Raw genomic sequence first — 3,200 nt, 5'->3', positions numbered from 1 at the left:
GTCGGTCAGATGCTGCGCGCCGGGGGCGCGGAGGTGGACCACGGCGACCCGATCGAGTGGCTCCAGAACCGGCACCACGACCAGTAGGGGCGGCCGGCAGGACGACCGCCGCCCCCGCCGACGACCGGCACGAGAAGCGCCGCCCCGCGGGGCGGACCGACGGAGGACACCGTGACCAGGACGATCTACAACACCGCGACCAGCCTCGACGGCTTCATCGCCACCGACGACCACTCCCTGGAGTGGCTGTTCGCCGCCGACCCCGGCGAGGCGAACGACGAGCACGCCGAGTTCATGAGGAACGTGGGGGCGCTGGTCTCGGGGGCCCACACCTACGAGTGGATCCTGCGCCACGAGGGCGACAGGCCCTGGCCCTACGACGTCCCCGCCTGGGTCCTCACCCACCGGGACCTGCCCAGGGTCGAGGGCGACATCCGCTTCGTGAGCGCCGACACCGACCAGGAGCTGCGGGACCTGCACGCGCAGATGGTCGAGGCGGCCGACGGACGCGACGTGTGGGTGGTCGGCGGGGGCGAGATCGCCGGACGGCTGGCCGAGCTCGGGCTGCTCGACGAGGTGATCGTGTCCGTCGCGCCCGTCACCCTGGGGTCGGGGGCTCCGCTCCTGGCCCGCAGGGTCGACCTGAGGGTCCTGGACGTCCACCGCGCCCAGGACTTCGCCTGCGCCCGGTACGAGGTCGTCCGGCCCTAGGACCGTGTCCTCAGGCCTTCGCGCCGCCACGGCTCCGGCGGCGGGGCCGCGGATGCCGGAGTGGCGGGGCTCCGGGGCCGGGGCGGCCCCGGCCCGGCCCGGCCCTTCGGCGTCCCTCAGCCGCGTTCGGCGGCGCCGAGGTACTCGGCCGCCTCGGCGACCTCGTGCTCGTTGAAGACCGCGACGCCGTGGTCCCTCAGCAGCTGGGCCGTCACCCCCGCACCCGCCAGCTTGTGCCCGCCGAAGGTCCCGTCGTACACCTCGCGCGACCCGCAGGACGGGCTGGACTCCTTGAGGACCGCCACCTCCACCCCGTGCCCCCGGGCGGTGGCGAGGGCCGCGCGGGCACCGCTCACGAAGTGGCCGGTCACGTCCTCGCCCTCGGGGGTGAGGATGCGCGCCCGGCCGGCGAGCACGTCGGCCGCGGTGGCCCCGGGCTCGATCTCGGCGGGCGGCCGGGGCACGGGCAGACCCCCCGCGATCTCCGGACAGTGCACCACCAGCCGCCCCTCCTCCCGCCAGCGGGCGACCACGGAGTCCCCGATCGTCTTGGCCCGCCCGTCGTAGCGCACCCTGCGCCCCATCAGGCAGGCGCTGACCAGTACCTTGCGCATGGACTCCCTCTCTCCGCTCCCCCGCGCTGCCACGCTACCCCCGGGACGACACGGCTGAACCGCCTCGATTTATCACGCACAGTGATTAACCTGGTGCTTTGGGTGACACTTGGGTGATCCCACCGAGGGGGAGACGTGAGCGACGCACAACCGCAGGGTCGACAGACCCTGGAGACGGACCGCAGGACGACCCGGAAAGCCGTCACCGCCGCCGCCATCGGCAACGCGACGGAGTGGTACGACTTCGGCGTCTACAGCTACCTCGCCGTCACCATCGGCCTGGTGTTCTACCCGTCCCAGTCCGGAGGCGTGCAGCTCATCGCCACCTTCACCACGTTCGCCGCCGCCTTCCTGGTCCGCCCCCTGGGCGGCCTGTTCTTCGGCCCCCTGGGCGACCGGATCGGCCGCAAGCGCGTCCTGGCCGTCACGATGCTGCTCATGGCGGTGAGCACGTTCTCCATCGGACTCATCCCCTCGGCCGCGACGATCGGCATCGCCGCGCCGATCCTGCTGCTGTTCGCCCGCATGCTCCAGGGTTTCTCCACCGGCGGCGAGTACGGCGGCGCCACCACCTTCATCGCCGAGTACGCGCCCGACCGGCGCCGCGGGTTCCTGTCGTCCTGGCTGGAGTTCGGCACCGTCAGCGGCTACGTCGGCGGCGCCACCATCGTCACCGTGATGACCCTGCTGTTGGGCTCGGAGGGCATGCTCGCCTGGGGCTGGCGCGTCCCGTTCATGCTCGCCCTCCCGCTGGGCGCCATCGGCCTCTACCTGCGGGTCAAGCTGGAGGAGACCCCGGTCTTCAACCAGAACACCGACGGATTCGCCAAGGACGCCGAAGGCGAGCGCCGCAAGGGCCAGTTCCGGGAGACGATCGTCGGCCAGTGGCGCAACATCCTGCTCTGCATCGGACTCGTCATGGTCTTCAACGTCAACAACTACATGGTGACGGCGTACATGCCCACCTACATGGAGGCCGAACTCGGCTACAGCTCCACTCTCGCACTGGTGATGACCCTGGCCGCCATGGTGCTGATGCTGCTCGCGGTCACCCAGTTCGGGCGCCTCAGCGACCGCGTGGGGCGCAGACCCGTCCTCCTCTCCGGATGCGTCGCCTCGATCGTCCTGGCCCTGCCCGCGTTCTGGCTCCTGCAACAGGCCAGTGTGTGGACCGTGGCCCTGGGCATGGTGGTGCTCGCGGTGACACTGGTGCACTTCTCCGGCGCCGCCCCCGCCTCCCTGCCGGCGTTCTTCCCCACCAAGGTGCGCTACGGCGCCCTGGCCATCAGCTTCAACGTGTCGGTGGCGCTGTTCGGCGGCACCACCCCGCTCATCGCCGAGGCGCTCGTGCAGTCCACCGGGAACCTGTACTCACCGGCATGGCTGCTGATGATCGCGGGCGTGGTGGGGCTCGTGGTGGTGTGGCACATGCGGGAGACCGCGAACCGGCCCCTGCCGGGCGCGCCCGCCATGGAGGCCTCGTACCGCACCCAGCAGGACGGCTCCCGCCTGCCCTATCCGAGAAGGAGCCGGGAGTCGGGGGGATTCGTGCCGCCGAGCAACGTGCGAAAGCTGTCCACCGACTCCTGAACCCCCGGGACAGGACCGCAGCGCACGCGCAGGGGCCCACGACCCGCGCGCGGACACCGCACGGACGGCGAGGGGGAGCCTCCCCGACGGAAGGCTCCCCCTGTGCGTCGCAAGCGCGGGCGCACCGGACGGGTCGGGCCCGCACGGCGCGTCCGCTGCCTAGGTGTACTGACCACGGAGGTTGGTAACACCCACCCCCCTGACACACGCGAAGAGGGCCTCCGGTATCGGTGTGGATTGCGACATCTGCACCGACTCGCCGGAAGGCCCTCGATGCCCCACACT

3 protein-coding genes are annotated in these 3,200 nt (G+C 71.6%); 2 read left to right on the top strand and 1 reads right to left on the bottom strand.

The genetic code is table 11. The features are described 5' to 3' along the window. The first annotated feature begins 171 nt into the window (after positions 1–171). Positions 172–711 carry a dihydrofolate reductase family protein gene (locus Q8791_RS31650; RefSeq protein ID WP_330095536.1) on the top strand — a complete coding sequence of 180 codons (540 nt, stop codon included), beginning with the start codon at positions 172–174 and terminating at the stop codon, positions 709–711. A gap of 116 nt (positions 712–827) precedes the next feature. On the opposite strand, the gene Q8791_RS31645 is transcribed toward Q8791_RS31650, so the two are convergent. After that, entirely contained in the window at positions 828–1,325 is a 498-nt protein-coding gene (locus Q8791_RS31645; RefSeq protein WP_330095535.1) for a DUF523 domain-containing protein, read from the bottom strand. A 135-nt stretch (positions 1,326–1,460) separates the two neighbouring features. On the opposite strand from Q8791_RS31645, the gene Q8791_RS31640 reads away from it, so the two are divergent. After that, the gene (locus Q8791_RS31640; RefSeq protein ID WP_330095534.1) at positions 1,461–2,915 is read left to right on the top strand and encodes an MFS transporter; all 1,455 of its coding nucleotides are present in this window, start codon (positions 1,461–1,463) and stop codon (positions 2,913–2,915) included. Positions 2,916–3,200: the final 285 nt, after the last annotated feature.

Source organism: Nocardiopsis codii (assembly GCF_036327455.1).
Classification (GTDB): domain Bacteria; phylum Actinomycetota; class Actinomycetes; order Streptosporangiales; family Streptosporangiaceae; genus Nocardiopsis; species Nocardiopsis codii.
The sequence above is the reverse complement of the archived record's forward strand: the minus strand, read 5'-3'. Positions and strand labels throughout refer to the sequence as shown.

Bases quoted from the DNA above. Each gene is read 5' to 3' on its own strand.
- Q8791_RS31645 (WP_330095535.1), bottom strand. From the start codon at position 1,325: ATGCGCAAGGTACTGGTCAGCGCCTGCCTGATGGGGCGCAGGGTGCGC.